Origin of the sequence: Cohaesibacter gelatinilyticus (genome assembly GCF_900215605.1) — a bacterium.
In the GTDB taxonomy this organism is placed as follows: domain Bacteria; phylum Pseudomonadota; class Alphaproteobacteria; order Rhizobiales; family Cohaesibacteraceae; genus Cohaesibacter; species Cohaesibacter gelatinilyticus.
In genome coordinates, this window is record NZ_OBEL01000002.1 from 594,366 (window position 1) to 607,497 (window position 13,132).

Sequence of the window (13,132 nt, forward strand, 5' to 3'; positions counted from 1 at the left end):
ATGATACAATGGTTGATCGCCTGCGAGAATGGGTGCCTCGCCTCGTGCTGGCTCCAAGCTTTTTACTGATCCTTGTCTTTGTTTATGGCTTCATTCTGTATTCCGGTTATCTTTCCATGACCAATTCAAGAATGCTGCCATCCAATGACTGGATCGGCGTTGCAAATTACGTGAAGCTCTTCAAGCTGAAACACTGGAACACGGCCCTGATCAATCTGGGTCTGTTCGGATTTCTTTATATTGCCATAAGCAGCTGTCTCGGATTGTTGCTTGCAATTTTGCTTGATCAGAAAATCCGGGCAGAAGGCGTCTTGCGCCCGATCTTCCTGTATCCCATGGCTCTGTCTTTCATTGTCACCGGCACGGCATGGAAATGGTTCCTTGATCCGGGCATCGGCATCGAGGCGACCATGCATGCCTGGGGATGGGAGAGCTTCCAGTTCAATTGGATCAAGGATCGCTCGATGGCAATTTATACGGTCGTCATTGCAGCAGTATGGCAATCATCAGGGTTTGTCATGGCCATGTTCCTTGCAGGTCTGCGCGGCGTTGATACCGAGATTCTGAAAGCCGCCGAAATGGAGGGCGCATCGAAATTCAGAATCTATCGCAAGATTGTCATCCCCATGATGCGACCGGTTTTTCTTTCAGCTTTTGTTGTGCTCGCCCATTTGGCAATCAAGGCTTATGATCTGGTGATTGCCCTGACCGGCGGCGGACCCGGACGCGCCACCGAATTACCAGCAACCTTCATGTATTCCTATACCTTTACCCGCAACCAGATGGGCGTCGGAGCCTCTTCCGCAATCATCATGCTGGTCATGATCTTCTCCATCATCATCCCCTATCTCTATAGCGAAATGAAAAGCGGAGACTCCAAATGAACCAGTCTGTTTCCGCCTCGTCCGCAACACACGGCAACCGCATGATTCGGGCCCTGATCTATGCAAGCCTGATCCTGTTCGCGATCTATTATCTGCTGCCCCTCTATGTGATGGTGATCAATTCCTTCAAACCTCTGGAGGAAATCCGTGGCGGCGGCATGATGAACCTGCCGCAACAATGGACCATCGATTCCTGGCTGACCGCCTGGTCTTCCGCCCAGATTGGTGTGAAACCGACCGGCCTAAAGCCTTTCTTCATCAACTCGATCCTGATGGTTGTACCTGCGGTTCTGCTCTCGACATTTCTGGGCGCTCTCAACGGCTATGTATTGACCAAATGGAAATTCAGAGGTCACGGAATTGTCTTTGGCATGCTGCTTCTGGCATGTTTCATTCCCTTTCAGATTGTTCTGATACCCATGGCCCGCATTCTGGGAATACTGGATCTTGCCGGAACAACAGCCGGGCTGGTTCTTGTCCATACCGTCTATGGGCTGGGCTTCACCACCCTCTTTTTCCGCAATTATTATGATGCATTTCCGACCGAACTGGTGCGATCTGCCCAGATTGACGGGGCAAGCTTCTTCCAGATATTCCGTCGCATTCTGTTGCCCAATTCAGCACCCATCTTCGTTGTCACCATCATCTGGCAATTCACCAATATATGGAATGATTTCCTGTTCGGTGCCTCCTTTGCGGATTTCGACTCCATTCCCATGACGGTGGCCTTGAACAATCTGGTCAATTCCTCAACCGGCGTCAAAGAATATAACGTCCATTTTGCTGGCTCCATCCTCGCCGCCCTTCCCACTCTGATCGTCTATATCGTCTCTGGTCGCTACTTTGTTCGCGGGCTGATGGCAGGATCCGTAAAAGGATAAAACAATGGCTTCACTTACAATCGACAATCTGCACAAATCCTATGGCAATGTTGATGTCCTCAAAGGCATTGATATCGAAATTGAGGATGGAGGATTTCTGGTTCTGGTCGGGCCTTCGGGCTGCGGAAAATCCACACTGCTCAACACCATTGCAGGGCTGGAAGATATCACAGACGGCGACATCAGGATCGGCAAGCAATCCGTCTCCGGTCTGGCCCCGTCAAAGCGGGACATTGCAATGGTCTTTCAGTCCTATGCCCTTTATCCCAACATGACGGTGGCTGAAAATATCAGTTTTGGCATGGAAGTCCGGGGCGTTGCCAAAGCCGAACGCAATGCCGCAATCGAACGTGTGGCTGACATACTTCAGATCGGTCAATTGCTTGATCGCAAACCTGCCCAGCTCTCGGGCGGCCAGCGTCAACGTGTCGCCATGGGGCGGGCGCTCGTACGGGACCCGCAGGTCTTTCTGTTCGATGAACCTCTCTCCAATCTGGATGCCAAATTGCGGGTCGACATGCGGACGGAAATCAAGCGCCTGCATCAACGCATGGGCACCACCATTGTCTATGTCACCCATGACCAGATCGAGGCCCTGACGCTGGCAAGCAAGATTGCCGTGCTCAAGGACGGCCTTTTGCAGCAATTTGGAACTCCGGCCGAGATTTATGACAATCCTGTCAACATGTTCGTCGCCGATTTCATGGGGTCTCCATCCATGAACCTGCTTGAAGCCACAATCGTCGCATCCGATGACGGCCTTGCCGCAAGTCTTGCAACCGGCACCACAGCGCCCGTTTTGTTGCCAATCGACAAACAGGAAAATATCTCCGGCTATCTTGGAAAATCCGTCATCCTCGGTATCCGGCCGGAAGCCCTGACAGATCCGTCCGGCGCCGACCAGGCATCAGAGCAGATCATAGAACGCGAATGCCTGATCGATGTTGTGGAACCGGCAGGCTCGGACACATTCGCCGTTCTGCAACTGGGCGGGAAACAGGCAATCGCCCGGCTGCGCGCCAACGCAAAGGTCCAGACAGGACAGACAACCAGCCTTGCCTTCGACATGGCAAAGGTGGTCTTTTTCGATCCGGACACCACCAATCGGATTTTATAGGAAACATACTGTGTCGGCATCCAATCTCTGATACAGACACAGAACGACAGATCACCAGGAAAGAAGCCGCGAGACACCCCAATGAAACGATCCCGGATAAACGAAATCCTGCGCGAAGGAGATGCCTTCATTCGCTCCTTTGGTTACCAGCTCCCCCCTTTTGCCTATCTGTCGCCACAAGCGCTGAAGGCCAGCGACCACGAGGTTCTGAAAGAAAGAGCCATGGGCTGGGACATTACCGACTATGGTCAGGAGAAATTTGATGAACTGGGGCTCTTCCTTTTCACCGTTCGCAATGGAAAAGTCACCGATCTTGCGAAAGGCAAAGGCATGCTCTATGCCGAAAAACTCCTGATCAGCCGCAAGGACCAGCTCAGCCCCATGCACCGGCATTTCCTCAAGGCGGAGGATATCATCAACCGTGGTGGTGGAAAGCTGGTTCTGGAACTGTTTGCAGGCGCTCCGGACGGATCCATAGACCGTGAGGCAGATGTGACAGTGCCAGTTGATGGCCAACTGACAACATTGCCTGCCGGAGGATTGCTCAAGCTTGATCCGGGAGAAAGCGTGACCCTCATGCCCGGCGTCTGGCATGCTTTCTGGGGTGAAGGAGCTGATGTACTCATCGGAGAGGTCTCCACCGTCAATGATGATCGCACCGACAATGAATTTGAAATGAAGATAGGCCGCTTTGCAAAAGTGGAAGAGGATGTAGCCCCCCTTCATCTGCTGGTGTCAGATTACGACACTTTTCTGTAAGTGAGATTGCGCAATGATTTTATGCTGCGGTGAAGCCCTTATCGATATGATCCCGACTGCAACAACAGACGGTCAGACCGGTTTCGTTCCTCTCAATGGTGGTGCCATATTCAACACCGCCATCGCCCTTGGACGGCTCGGAGCCCCGACAGGTATGGTCACCGGATTGAGCAGTGATCTGTTCGGTCAGCAATTGCTGGCAGGCTTGAAGCAAAGCAACGTGGATACCGCCCGGATTGCCATATCGGATCGCACATCCACATTGGCTTTCGTACAATTGGTTGAAGGGCACGCAACCTATACTTTCTATGACGAAAATTCCGCAGGTCGCAGCCTTGCCATATCCGACCTTCCCTCGCAATCGGACGATATCACAGCCCTCTATTTTGGCGGCATAAGCCTGTGCAATCCACCCGCCGCCGATACCTATCAGGCTTTCGCCGAACGGGAAGCCGGGCGGGCTGTCATTATGCTGGATCCCAATATTCGGCCCGGTTTCATATTGGACGATACAGCCCATCGTGCACGTCTGGCAGCCATGATTGCCGCTTCTGACATTATCAAGGTATCGGATGAGGATCTGGACTGGATCTATCCGTCAGCCTCCCTCTCGGAACAAGTCACCCGATTGCAGGAAGATGGTGCCCTCTATATCATCCTGACCCGTGGCAGCGAAGGGGCAACCGCTTTCGGCCCGAACAATCTGGAAGTCACCATAAAGGCCCGTAAAGTGAAAGTGGTCGACACGGTGGGTGCGGGCGATACATTCAATGCCGGATTTCTGGCATCCCTTTCAAACCAGGGTTTGCTGACCAGAGACGCGATCGGCACCCTGAGTTGCAAACAACTTCAGGCGGCCATGTCTCTTGGCGCGCAGGTTGCCGCCATTACCGTTTCCAGAGCCGGGGCCAATTCCCCCTGGAAAAGCGAATTGACGCAATAGGCCCTGACCATGAAAGAAGCAACTCACTGCCAACAGATGGACATGCAATGGGAGTGTGGCAGAGCAACCATGCAAAGTCTGGGGGCCATGTTGGCACCCGTGACCTTTCTTCTTCCCGATGGCAGAGATGTCTCACCAATGCATATTGCCAGGTGGCAGGAGGATATCGAAATCGGATCCTTTCCCCCAATCCTGCATCACCTGCGCGGAGAATGGCCATGCGTGCCCTTTGGGGCCACCGATACCGGGCCTTTGCCTCCACGCTGGAAATCTGACAACACATCCGAGAACCACGCAGATCACTCAAACCTTCATCCCCACGGTTTTGGCTCAAATACCCATTGGAAACTGGAAAACAAGACATCCGGCGCCATCCGTGCCCAACTTGACTATCCGGACCAGTCCCCGATCAGCTCACTCACACGAAGGGTGACCGGGAAAAAAGGCCAACCGGGTCTTGATATCACGCTGTCAGTTACGGCAAGGCGTGGCACATCTCTTCCCATTGGGCTACACCCAACTTTTGCCCTGCCCGCAACAGCTGGTGCCATATCTCTGCATCCAGGAACTTATAAGGACATATGGACATATCCAGGTGATACAGGAGGGCCATGTCCGCTGGAAACAGACAGTCATCATCAGACCCTGTCCGCCATGCGGACAAGAGACGGATCCATCATCAATCTCTCTCGCCTGCCACTCACAGAGCCTTGTGAATGCCTGCTTTTGTTGACAGAAACCGATGGACATTTTGAGCTTCACAATCTGGATGAAGGATACAAAACAAGTCTTGAATGGAATGCCGACCACTTTCCCTCTGTCATGCTATGGATATCCAACCGTGGCAGACAAGCGTCCCCCTGGAATGGTCAGCATCTCGCACTTGGCGTTGAACCCGTTTGCTCGGCCTTTGACCTTGGCACGGATATTTCCGTCGGAACCAACCCTCTGTCGCAAGCAGGTATCCGGACATATCAGACTTTCGAAAAAGACCAGATCTGGACAACCGGCTATTCAATATCCGTCGAGGCGCTCGACTAACGGGCAATCCAATCAGTCTGTATCAACCAACAGCAATCAAGAAAATACGCTACGCATCCCTTTCTGAGAGACACCAGGATTTCTTTATGAAAACGGCTTGTCTTTCACGAGCTAGTCCTCATTGAACTTGAAAAATAACCCACCTCAAGTCAACCGTTCAGGCCGTGCGCCAAAGTACCATCACCGTCAAAATAAACAACATGACTTCTGCCAATAGCCCCGTCAGCCATACGCCAATTTCACCAAACGAGATTGGCATATGGTATGCCTGCACTACAGGACTAATCTGTCTTTCACCGGCGCTCAAACAAACGTCCGCAATGATTTTCAAAACAGGCTGAGATCACTGGCAAGATCTTCCAAGCATTCCAACGTTGAGGAGATCTATTGTCAACCACGCTTGTTGCTCATACTAAATTTCCTCAATTTCGCCCGAGTTGATAATCTTCGCACTTCGCTTCACAATGTGCGGCACACTTTGCTCTTTCCATTTTAGCAAGTGTTCAGTGGCAAAATGCAAGGTGAGGGCTTCACGACTCTTCCATACCTCAACAAATACTAGGGTATTTGGATCCGTAGTACTTCGGTATAGATCATAGGATATACACCCTTGCTCTTTTCGTGTTGCTTCAATACACGGTGCTGCTGCGGACAGCAATGCCTCAATGCTGCCCGGCTTGATTTTGAGAGTTGCAATGAGATGAACCATATCTGCTACTTTCAATCTTGTTCTATCTAAATCATATTTTCTTCGGTAGCTTTGATTTGAAGCCCCAGATATTTGGAGTACACGCGGCACTGGGCAAGGCTTCCTGCCATGAACCAGAGGTCCGGTTGGTTGGTTCGCGTAAACATGTTCCTCAGCTCCAACCCGTCGCCGTATCCCCAAACCGGGCCGACACGATCCGCAACGTCATCCCCGAACAATGTCCGCGCAAGGTACTCCTGATCTTTGTATCCCGTCGCTAGAACGACCAGATCAGCATCAATTTGCCGGCCATCATCCAGCGACATACCCTTGGCGTTAAAACCATGGATTTCATCGTGTTGCACAACTTCGATTTTGCCATCTGCAATTAGATCGGAGCAGCCCACGTTGAAGTAGTATCCTCCTCCCTTGGTGAGGTATTTGAACAACCAGCCGGTTTCATCCTCACCAAAGTTCAATCTGAACCCGACTTTTTCTAACTTCTTCAGAAGCGGCTTGTCGTTCTCTTTTGCGATCTGCGTCAGCCCGATATGCGCGCGTTTGGTCAGAGGCAAAGGAATGGAGATGTTCAGCAAGTCACTATCATCCAGAGGAAGGCCCTGTTCGTAGCGTTCATATGCGAGTTGGGCGCTTGGTTCGACATTGATCACCATGGTCGAGTTGCGCTGAATCATTGTCACAGATGCGCCTGCGGAATGCAGATCTTGGGCAATATCATGGGCGCTGTTTCCTGTTCCCACGATAATGGCTTTCTTCCCAGCCCAGTCATCGCCATCACGATATGCGCCAGCATGAATAACTGGCCCCCCGAAATTTTCCAGAGTTTTGATGTCTGGAATGTTCGGAATTCCGCTGACACCGGTCGCCATGACAACATGCCGGGGCTTGACCTCTCTTACGGTTCCGTCTGCCCGCTCAATCCGTGCTGTCCAACTCTGGGTTTTCTCATCAAAGGTAGCACCCTGAAAATCCGACTCCGTCCATATGTTCAGCTCCATAGACTCGGCATAGGATTCCAGCCAGTTCGCGAGCTTGTCCTTCGCGATGTATTTCGGCCAGTTGGGCGGAAACGGCATATAAGGAAGATGGTTGATTTCAACCGAGTTATGGAGCGTCAATGCGTGATATCGGTTGCGCCAGTTGTCGCCAACTCGGGCCTCGCGATCAACAACCAGAGTATCAACGCCGAGTTGCTTCAGGCGAGCGGCAATACACAAGCCGGCTTGACCACTCCCGACAACAAGAACAGCCGGGTCACGATCAGAAAATTCGCGCTCCGCATTTCGCTGGTCAAGCCAGTTGGGGCCTCGAAAGTTACGCATTGCACCCGCCCCGGCGGGCCTACTGGGTCCAAGCGCCTCCTCGTGACCCTTCAACTCTTTCAGCGCGAAAAACACCGACAATGCTTTGGGCGGGCCATACCGCTCAGGGTCTGCTTTCAGCCGCAAAACACCAGCCCCCCGCCCAACGTCGGTTTCAAATTCAAAAAGCGCCTCGACAACATCAATACCGGCAAGCTCTGTACGGCTTGCAGGGGTCCGGTCCGTAGAATACGCGATGTTCCGCGGAACGCCCCTGCCAGGAGTGTCTTCGAGCGCGGTGCGTATCTCGCCCTTGCCAACCAATGTTCGGATATCCCAATCCAGCGCGAGCACATCTCGAAAGTAACATTCATCATCGAAGAGATGCTCCAAAGCGGCCATATCCATGATCGCAAACATGCGCTCAAATTCCGCAAGCCAATGGGTGACCTGATAGGCCAGGTCATTGTTTTGAATATTCATGAGAGTACTCCAATCCGAACGATGTCGGGTGTTTGGCGAAATCAGGGTTCACCAAAAAGCTGGTTATTTGACTGAACGCCCCTTTGGGCCGGAATAAGACCGCTCGATCCTGGCAACGCGCAATTCGTAGTGCGTGTACCAGCGATCGATGCCCACACTTTGCGCCACCAGATGTTTTGCGTTCTTCTTCCAGGCAGCGATACTTTCTTCGCTGTCCCAGTACGAAACTGTTATGCCAAAATTGGTCCCATCTCTTGCGCTTTCCGCTCCGAAACAGCCAGGCTGTTCACAGGCGAGCTCAAACATTTTGTCGCCCATTTCGCCATATCCGGCATCATCTTCGCTTAGCTGACTACTGAAGATGACTGCGTAATAGTGATTTTGTGGTGTTTCCGTGAACCGGCCTGTCATTTATCCCGTTCCTTTACGTGATCGAAGTGTTCTTGCAACAGCGATATAGCTCTATCGCTATCTTGTTGGGAGACCGCATCAAGCAACTGCCAATGTGCGTGAATGCAAAGCTCTCGCGTTGTGGAGCCCAAAGGCTGTCCAAGATAGGCACGTCGGTTGAGGCGTCGAAGGCTTACGATTAGGTCCAGCAAAACCCGATTTCCGCATTTTGCATACAAGGCAAGATGAAAGTCCGTGTCATGCTGTGCCAAACGGTCTGAATCCGTCTCTATTTCAAACCTTTCCTGCGCCTGTTTAGCAATAAGCAGGTCAGCAGGGGTCAATTGATCAATAGACCCAAGTAGAGCCTCCGGCTCCAACAGTTTTCTTACTGCAAGAGTTTCCTCAGCCGCACCAAGATGAAGACCGCCAACTTCGACGGTTCTGTTAGGCCGCTTCTCTGCGAGACCTTTGGCACTGAGGATGTCAAGTGCTGCTCTAATCGGTTGACGACTGACACCGAAGCGTTCGGCTAACTCCTCTTGCTGTAGCAAAGATCCAGGAAGCAGCTTGCCGTTAATGATCTCGGTTTCAAGGGTCTGCGAAATTGTATTTGATGATTCTGTATCCATGGATCCAAATATACATTCTATATTACAAATGTCAACTGGACCGCTGCCTTCTCACCAATATGGATCATAGGAGCGCGTGGGCAGAACGATATTCAAAGCGTGGGTAGAAGAGATAACTATCGCTAGAAGAACAGACTCGCGGGCATTAGAACACGCTGCGGCATTGATCAATATGGGCGCCATCTGGAACTACATATTGCGCTTGCACCGGATCAATTGTGAGCACACCGCAACACCAAGTCGACACAATTTCCTGGACTCTCGATCGATGAACGTTCCATTCGGCTGGATGAGATATCATGCGCGGATAAAGCATTTATCACCTCTTCAATGAACCTAGTCATTCCAGTCATTTCGATCGACCCGAAAGTCGTGGGAAAAGGCAAACTCGCCCATGTTTCAATATTGCGGGGCAAAATGCTAAGCAGGATGAAAGCAAGCCGCTTGAAAACAGACAGCAATATCGGACAACCAAATAAGTCAAACTGCTGATCGGAGGATAATGTTAGAGCCTGTTCCCAAAAAACTCAGGAATATTTGCTAGAGCTGCTTCAAACGTAATTGTTTGGGTGTAATCCCAAACATCGTTTTGAACTGAGATATGAAGTGGGAAGTATTTTCATATCCGATCTCAAATCCAATATCCGTAATTGATGCGTCGGTTGACACCACAGCGTCGTGGGCGCGAGTCAGGCGCTGTTCAATCAACCATCTGCTGGGTGCAACGCCATATTGTCGTTTGAATTCCCGGTTGAATGCCGACACCGAACGTCCAGACAAATGTGCATAGTCATGCACGCTAAGATTATGCGAGCAATGCTCACGCATCAGATGGCGAATATTGCGTTTGCCACTGTCTGAACAATTTTCATGCAGAAACGATTTGAGGCGTTTTGGCTCATCTTCCGCTGCGACCAGAAACAACAGCTCCATCAGTTTTGTGTGCAATAACTCCCGCGTCCCATCAATGCCTTTGTAGATATCGGTAATAGAGCGCATGAAACCACTTAAGCTGTCATGCCGATCAATTTTGTAAGCACCTATCCGCGACGCTGGTTGAGCGTAATAGTGTACGCTTTGCCGCTCAAATTCACGGATCACGCTATTGTCGAAGAAGAACAAAAGCGCTTCCAATGGTCCGTCGGTACTTGAAAAATTGGATACCATGAAAACATTGCGTGGCAGCAGGATCATCTCACCGGCCCTGACAATGATCTCCTCACCTGTGGGAGTGAAAAACACCTCTTTGCCCTTGGTAACAAAACACAGGCATGGGCAACTGTTATAGAATTCCACACCAAAGACACTGGACCGAATACACTTTTGAAAGATTGCTTTTTGTCCGTGTTCCATGATCACCTGAGCATCTGAGTAGTCATGCAATCCTTGTGGTATTATCAGGCTTTGGGTGCCATCCATACCAAGATCTGACAATGTTCGATGCCTTCTGGATGTCATATCGATCTCTTTTCTTTCGGGTTGGATGCCAATTTTCTTTCTATCACGTCAGCCAGTAAATTGCGCCAATTCATGCGCGATTTCCGGCATTTTTTTTAGCGATGCAACTATTTCCCTTTCCCACGGTACCGTAAGAAACATCCATATAACCAAGGAGATCGCCGTGAGCAATTGGACAACATTGAAGCTAAGGGTTTTTCAGAATGAAACCAGTGTTGTGTTGATCGCAGAGCGGCTTGGATTGGTCACACCAGACACTGAAATCTACAATCGCAAGGATATCTGACATGAACAAAATCCAACTTGTTACTGGAGTTGGTGCAGCGGCCCTTGCAGCCCTGCATACATTTGTTGGCACCCCGGAGATCGCAGATCCGCTTTTGGCGTCAGAGCTTGAGGACCGGGCAAAATACTTAAACTTCTTTTGTTGGCACATTGTAACCATCGTGCTGTGGGCCACCGCTGCGGGCTATCTATGGTCCGCAATTGTCAAACCGTCTGTAGAGCTGGTCATGTTCTTGACATGCATGATGGCATGCATCGAGATCTGGGGAGTTCTCCTGCCACCGGGCGTCGGCTTGTCCTATATGACGATGCCTCAGGGATGGCTGTTTTTCCCAATCGTTATGCTTGCCATTTTTAGCCTGGGCTACGAACGCCGGCGTGCCAATGCCCCAGGCTCGGGACCCGCAAATTAAGCACATTCTGCCAGGGTAATTTCGCCTGGGAACATATTGGAAAATCGCGACAATGCCATGAATGGGCATGTCTCAAAACTACAAGGCCCAGGTAATGACCGATACGATCGTAGAAACCATCCCCATACTGCCCTTTGGCATGTTGAACGCTTTTCTGGTGGTCAACAAAGGAAAAGCTCTTCTGGTAGATACCGGCCTACCAAACTCAAAAATGAAAATCGAAAAGGCATTGAGCAAGCACAAGCTTGATTGGTCGAACCTCCACCTTACGATCTTGACACATGCGCACATTGACCATTCTGGTTCAGCTGCAGAAATCCGTTCGTTATCACAGGGGGATATCCTCGCACATCAAGATGAGGTGCAATATTGTCTGGGGCGGCCTCCAGTTCTTAGACCAACTGGAACATTTGGGCGGTTATTTCAAAAAACCGGTGCAATCCAGCAGCCATTTGATTACTTCACACCCGACCGGATTATGGAGACCGATACGCTCAATCTCGATGAGTACGGATTTCCTGCTCGCGTCCTTCATACACCGGGTCACACACAGGGATCTGTATCCATTCTTTTGGAAGCAGGTCGTGTTATCGCAGGGGATTTGACTGCCTCCGGAATATTGCTGGGAGGAATTGTGATGCGCAATCGTCCCAAACAACCTCCATTCGAAGAAGACACAAGCACCGTTATTGCTTCACTGGAGGATCTCTTGTCGAGAGGTTGCGAACAATTCTTCCTTGGTCATGGCGGACCATTGACCGCTGCTGTGATCAAGAAACATATTGAGATCCTTCGCAAAAAATAGAAGCCCGCGGGAAAGGGGCTATTCCAAAGAAACAAACCTCTTCCCTCGTTCTGAGGCGCGCGCGGGTTCCTTTACGAAAACAGTTATCTTTCGCAAGCGGTGAAATAGGGCGCCATTGTCCAGGTAATTGGGGGAGCAAAATCAGTCAGCGGTCGCCCTGACCACTTCCACAAACCTATCCACGGTGTCAGAGTTTCCGGATTTGCGAAACGCGACATATAGCTCAATCTGATTGTCACATGGCTCAAACGGGACGAAGGTGACGCCCGGAAGAGCAATGTTGCGGACCCATCCTGGAACCAGTGCGATCCCGAGCCCATGCGCCACGAATTGCAGCAGTGTGGACTTGTCGATAATCTCGCAGACAATGTTCGGCTGGGCGCCGATCTGGCGGAACTCGCTCCAGAGCGCCTCGTGCAGGATTGGCCGGGCGTGTTTTGGATATCCCACGATCGGTTGGTCGGCGATATCGGAAGCGGAAAGGGTCGTTGCGCTTGAGAGAGGATTTGTATCGGCAAGCACCACCACAACCGGCTGACGATGCAAAAGCTCGCTGGTAATGAATTCGTCTTTCTGGGGCATGCGCACGAAGGCCACATCGGTTCGATGCCCGATCAACTCCTGTGAATGTTGTTCGGAAGACGAAATTTCGAGAACCTGAATATGTACATTCGGATCGGTTTCGCGAAATGCAAGCAGCATCCGGGGCAACAGCATCGAAATGGCCTCATCCACGCCGCTTACCCGTATGTGGCGTAGATCGGACTCGGCAGTATGGCGAACATTGGATACCGATTTTTCGATATCCGAGAGAATTTTCTTGGCGTCCTGAACAAATTCCGCCCCGGCCTGTGTCAGGCTGACTTGCCGGGTGGTTCGAAAAAACAACCGTGCACCGAGCTCATGTTCAAGAGCAGATATACGTTCGGAAAGAGCGGATTGGCTAAGCCCCAGACGTTCACCAGCCTTGCGGAAGTGAAGTTCCTCAGCGACGGAGACGAAGCATTCCAGTTGTCTGATGTCCAATCCGT

General features: G+C 51.1%; 15 protein-coding genes. 9 read left to right on the forward strand and 6 right to left on the reverse strand.

Annotation, left to right across the window (positions count from 1 at the left end):
- Positions 1-8: 8 nt before the first annotated feature.
- The 6 genes from CRO57_RS12985 to CRO57_RS13010 all read left to right on the forward strand — a co-directional run bounded on the left by CRO57_RS12985 (position 9) and on the right by CRO57_RS13010 (position 5,625).
- Entirely contained in the window at positions 9-884 is an 876-nt protein-coding gene (locus CRO57_RS12985) for a carbohydrate ABC transporter permease (protein WP_097153860.1), read from the forward strand.
- Positions 881-1,765, forward strand: a complete 885-nt coding sequence (locus CRO57_RS12990) for a carbohydrate ABC transporter permease (RefSeq protein WP_097153861.1) — start codon at positions 881-883, stop codon at positions 1,763-1,765. The genes CRO57_RS12985 and CRO57_RS12990 overlap by 4 nt, the downstream gene beginning before the upstream one ends.
- 4 nt (positions 1,766-1,769) lie before the next feature.
- The gene (locus CRO57_RS12995) at positions 1,770-2,882 is read left to right on the forward strand and encodes an ABC transporter ATP-binding protein (RefSeq protein WP_097153862.1); all 1,113 of its coding nucleotides are present in this window, start codon (positions 1,770-1,772) and stop codon (positions 2,880-2,882) included.
- A gap of 81 nt (positions 2,883-2,963) precedes the next feature.
- On the forward strand, positions 2,964-3,641 hold the full coding sequence (locus tag CRO57_RS13000) for a D-lyxose/D-mannose family sugar isomerase (RefSeq protein WP_097153863.1): 678 nt from the start codon (positions 2,964-2,966) through the stop codon (positions 3,639-3,641).
- Positions 3,642-3,654: 13 nt separating this feature from the next.
- Positions 3,655-4,584, forward strand: coding sequence for a carbohydrate kinase family protein (locus CRO57_RS13005; RefSeq protein WP_097153864.1), 930 nt, complete (start codon positions 3,655-3,657; stop codon positions 4,582-4,584).
- A gap of 9 nt (positions 4,585-4,593) precedes the next feature.
- Positions 4,594-5,625, forward strand: coding sequence for an aldose epimerase family protein (locus CRO57_RS13010; RefSeq protein WP_097153865.1), 1,032 nt, complete (start codon positions 4,594-4,596; stop codon positions 5,623-5,625).
- Positions 5,626-6,037: 412 nt separating this feature from the next.
- Here CRO57_RS13010 and CRO57_RS13015 read toward each other — a convergent pair whose 3' ends face one another.
- The 5 genes from CRO57_RS13015 to CRO57_RS13035 all read right to left on the reverse strand — a co-directional run bounded on the left by CRO57_RS13015 (position 6,038) and on the right by CRO57_RS13035 (position 10,598).
- Positions 6,038-6,349: a putative quinol monooxygenase gene (locus CRO57_RS13015; RefSeq protein WP_244580093.1), complete on the reverse strand. Its 312-nt coding sequence runs from the start codon at positions 6,347-6,349 to the stop codon at positions 6,038-6,040.
- An 11-nt stretch (positions 6,350-6,360) separates the two neighbouring features.
- The gene (locus tag CRO57_RS13020) at positions 6,361-8,118 is read right to left on the reverse strand and encodes a flavin-containing monooxygenase (RefSeq protein ID WP_097153867.1); all 1,758 of its coding nucleotides are present in this window, start codon (positions 8,116-8,118) and stop codon (positions 6,361-6,363) included.
- 63 nt (positions 8,119-8,181) lie between these two features.
- Entirely contained in the window at positions 8,182-8,529 is a 348-nt protein-coding gene (locus CRO57_RS13025) for an antibiotic biosynthesis monooxygenase family protein (protein ID WP_097153868.1), read from the reverse strand.
- On the reverse strand, positions 8,526-9,140 hold the full coding sequence (locus CRO57_RS13030) for a GntR family transcriptional regulator (protein WP_097153869.1): 615 nt from the start codon (positions 9,138-9,140) through the stop codon (positions 8,526-8,528). Before CRO57_RS13030 ends, CRO57_RS13025 begins: the two co-directional genes overlap by 4 nt.
- 540 nt (positions 9,141-9,680) lie before the next feature.
- Positions 9,681-10,598 (reverse strand): helix-turn-helix transcriptional regulator, encoded by a 918-nt coding sequence (locus tag CRO57_RS13035; protein WP_097153870.1) that lies wholly within the window; start codon positions 10,596-10,598, stop codon positions 9,681-9,683.
- A gap of 163 nt (positions 10,599-10,761) precedes the next feature.
- Here CRO57_RS13035 and CRO57_RS25250 point away from each other — a divergent pair, with 163 nt between their 5' ends.
- The 3 genes from CRO57_RS25250 to CRO57_RS13045 all read left to right on the forward strand — a co-directional run bounded on the left by CRO57_RS25250 (position 10,762) and on the right by CRO57_RS13045 (position 12,101).
- The gene (locus CRO57_RS25250) at positions 10,762-10,884 is read left to right on the forward strand and encodes a hypothetical protein (protein WP_280176180.1); all 123 of its coding nucleotides are present in this window, start codon (positions 10,762-10,764) and stop codon (positions 10,882-10,884) included.
- A gap of 1 nt (position 10,885) precedes the next feature.
- Positions 10,886-11,296, forward strand: a complete 411-nt coding sequence (locus CRO57_RS13040) for a hypothetical protein (RefSeq protein WP_097153871.1) — start codon at positions 10,886-10,888, stop codon at positions 11,294-11,296.
- A gap of 94 nt (positions 11,297-11,390) precedes the next feature.
- The gene (locus CRO57_RS13045; RefSeq protein WP_210200861.1) at positions 11,391-12,101 is read left to right on the forward strand and encodes an MBL fold metallo-hydrolase; all 711 of its coding nucleotides are present in this window, start codon (positions 11,391-11,393) and stop codon (positions 12,099-12,101) included.
- Between the two features lie 141 nt (positions 12,102-12,242).
- Here CRO57_RS13045 and CRO57_RS13050 read toward each other — a convergent pair whose 3' ends face one another.
- Positions 12,243-13,127, reverse strand: coding sequence for a LysR family transcriptional regulator (locus CRO57_RS13050; protein WP_097153873.1), 885 nt, complete (start codon positions 13,125-13,127; stop codon positions 12,243-12,245).
- Between the last annotated feature and the right edge of the window lie 5 nt (positions 13,128-13,132).

Excerpts from the sequence above, each read along its gene's own strand:
- CRO57_RS12985 (WP_097153860.1), top strand. The coding sequence starts at position 9 with ATGGTTGATCGCCTGCGAGAATGGGTGCCTCGCCTCGTGCTGGCTCCA.
- CRO57_RS12990 (WP_097153861.1), top strand. The coding sequence starts at position 881 with ATGAACCAGTCTGTTTCCGCCTCGTCCGCAACACACGGCAACCGCATG.
- CRO57_RS12995 (WP_097153862.1), top strand. The coding sequence starts at position 1,770 with ATGGCTTCACTTACAATCGACAATCTGCACAAATCCTATGGCAATGTT.
- CRO57_RS13000 (WP_097153863.1), top strand. The coding sequence starts at position 2,964 with ATGAAACGATCCCGGATAAACGAAATCCTGCGCGAAGGAGATGCCTTC.
- CRO57_RS13005 (WP_097153864.1), top strand. The coding sequence starts at position 3,655 with ATGATTTTATGCTGCGGTGAAGCCCTTATCGATATGATCCCGACTGCA.
- CRO57_RS13010 (WP_097153865.1), top strand. The coding sequence starts at position 4,594 with ATGAAAGAAGCAACTCACTGCCAACAGATGGACATGCAATGGGAGTGT.
- CRO57_RS13020 (WP_097153867.1), bottom strand. The coding sequence starts at position 8,118 with ATGAATATTCAAAACAATGACCTGGCCTATCAGGTCACCCATTGGCTT.
- CRO57_RS13025 (WP_097153868.1), bottom strand. The coding sequence starts at position 8,529 with ATGACAGGCCGGTTCACGGAAACACCACAAAATCACTATTACGCAGTC.
- CRO57_RS13030 (WP_097153869.1), bottom strand. The coding sequence starts at position 9,140 with ATGGATACAGAATCATCAAATACAATTTCGCAGACCCTTGAAACCGAG.
- CRO57_RS13035 (WP_097153870.1), bottom strand. The coding sequence starts at position 10,598 with ATGACATCCAGAAGGCATCGAACATTGTCAGATCTTGGTATGGATGGC.
- CRO57_RS13040 (WP_097153871.1), top strand. The coding sequence starts at position 10,886 with ATGAACAAAATCCAACTTGTTACTGGAGTTGGTGCAGCGGCCCTTGCA.
- CRO57_RS13045 (WP_210200861.1), top strand. The coding sequence starts at position 11,391 with ATGACCGATACGATCGTAGAAACCATCCCCATACTGCCCTTTGGCATG.